This is a genomic window from Parabacteroides sp. Marseille-P3160 (assembly GCF_900162725.1).
Lineage (GTDB): Bacteria > Bacteroidota > Bacteroidia > Bacteroidales > Tannerellaceae > Marseille-P3160.
Map to the genome: position 1 here is coordinate 1 of NZ_LT799414.1, position 819 is coordinate 819.

The window sequence follows — 819 nt, forward strand, 5'->3', positions numbered from 1 at the left end:
AGGAAGAAGATATCCATATCATCTTCCGAAATGATTTCACATTCATTCGCTCTAAAGAACAGCGATTTAGTATTGGGGCAATCCTCGTTGTATACATCATACGCACACATTTCTTGAGTTTGCTTATCATACATTAGTTGAACATCCGGATAACCGATTTGAGTGGCCTTGTCATATTCTTTTTTAACCGTATGGAAGAATTGATATCTGTCCGACCGGACTCCGGCGAAAACGAAGATAGGCGGATCCAATTGTTGGACAGAAGGTTTTTTCACCATCAACGGCGTAAGACTAAAGTCCGGATTGATCTTATAAACACTATCCGAGGATATCTCATTCAGAAGAATGTCTTTTCCTTTCTTTACAATTGGAAAACTTCCGGTAGAAATAAACAAAGACATTCCGTTTTCTAATTGTTCGATAAACTTCAAATCCAGCCTTTTCTCATAAGGGAGTTTGAAATCTTTCACCACATGGCCATCCTGTTTCGAAATAATGATATAAGGATTTCCCGTACTGTGAAAGGTGGCATAGCAGATTAGATGTTCCGCATCAAAGTTTGACATGTTCACGTATTGTCTTCCTTTTGAATGGAAGAAACTCCTCTTATATTGGCCTTCCTGATCGTATACGAATATTTTCTTTTTTTGCATGTCATTGATATAGAGCTCTCCGCGTGCTTTATCGAATGTCGCTCCTGAAGCCATGCTATATTCCTCTCCGCTTTGGCCTTGACGGTTTATTTTTTTAACGGCCTTGCCCTGTCTGTCAAAAAGGAGGATAGTCGCTTCTTTTTTCATACAATAAATGATTTTCTCA

General features: G+C 38.8%; 1 protein-coding gene. It reads right to left on the reverse strand.

The annotated features are described in order from the left end of the window. Nucleotides 1-800, reverse strand: an 800-nt coding sequence (locus BQ8014_RS00005; protein ID WP_139785040.1) for a 6-bladed beta-propeller, incomplete at its 3' end; no start/stop codon positions are given. Nucleotides 801-819 lie beyond the last annotated feature (19 nt).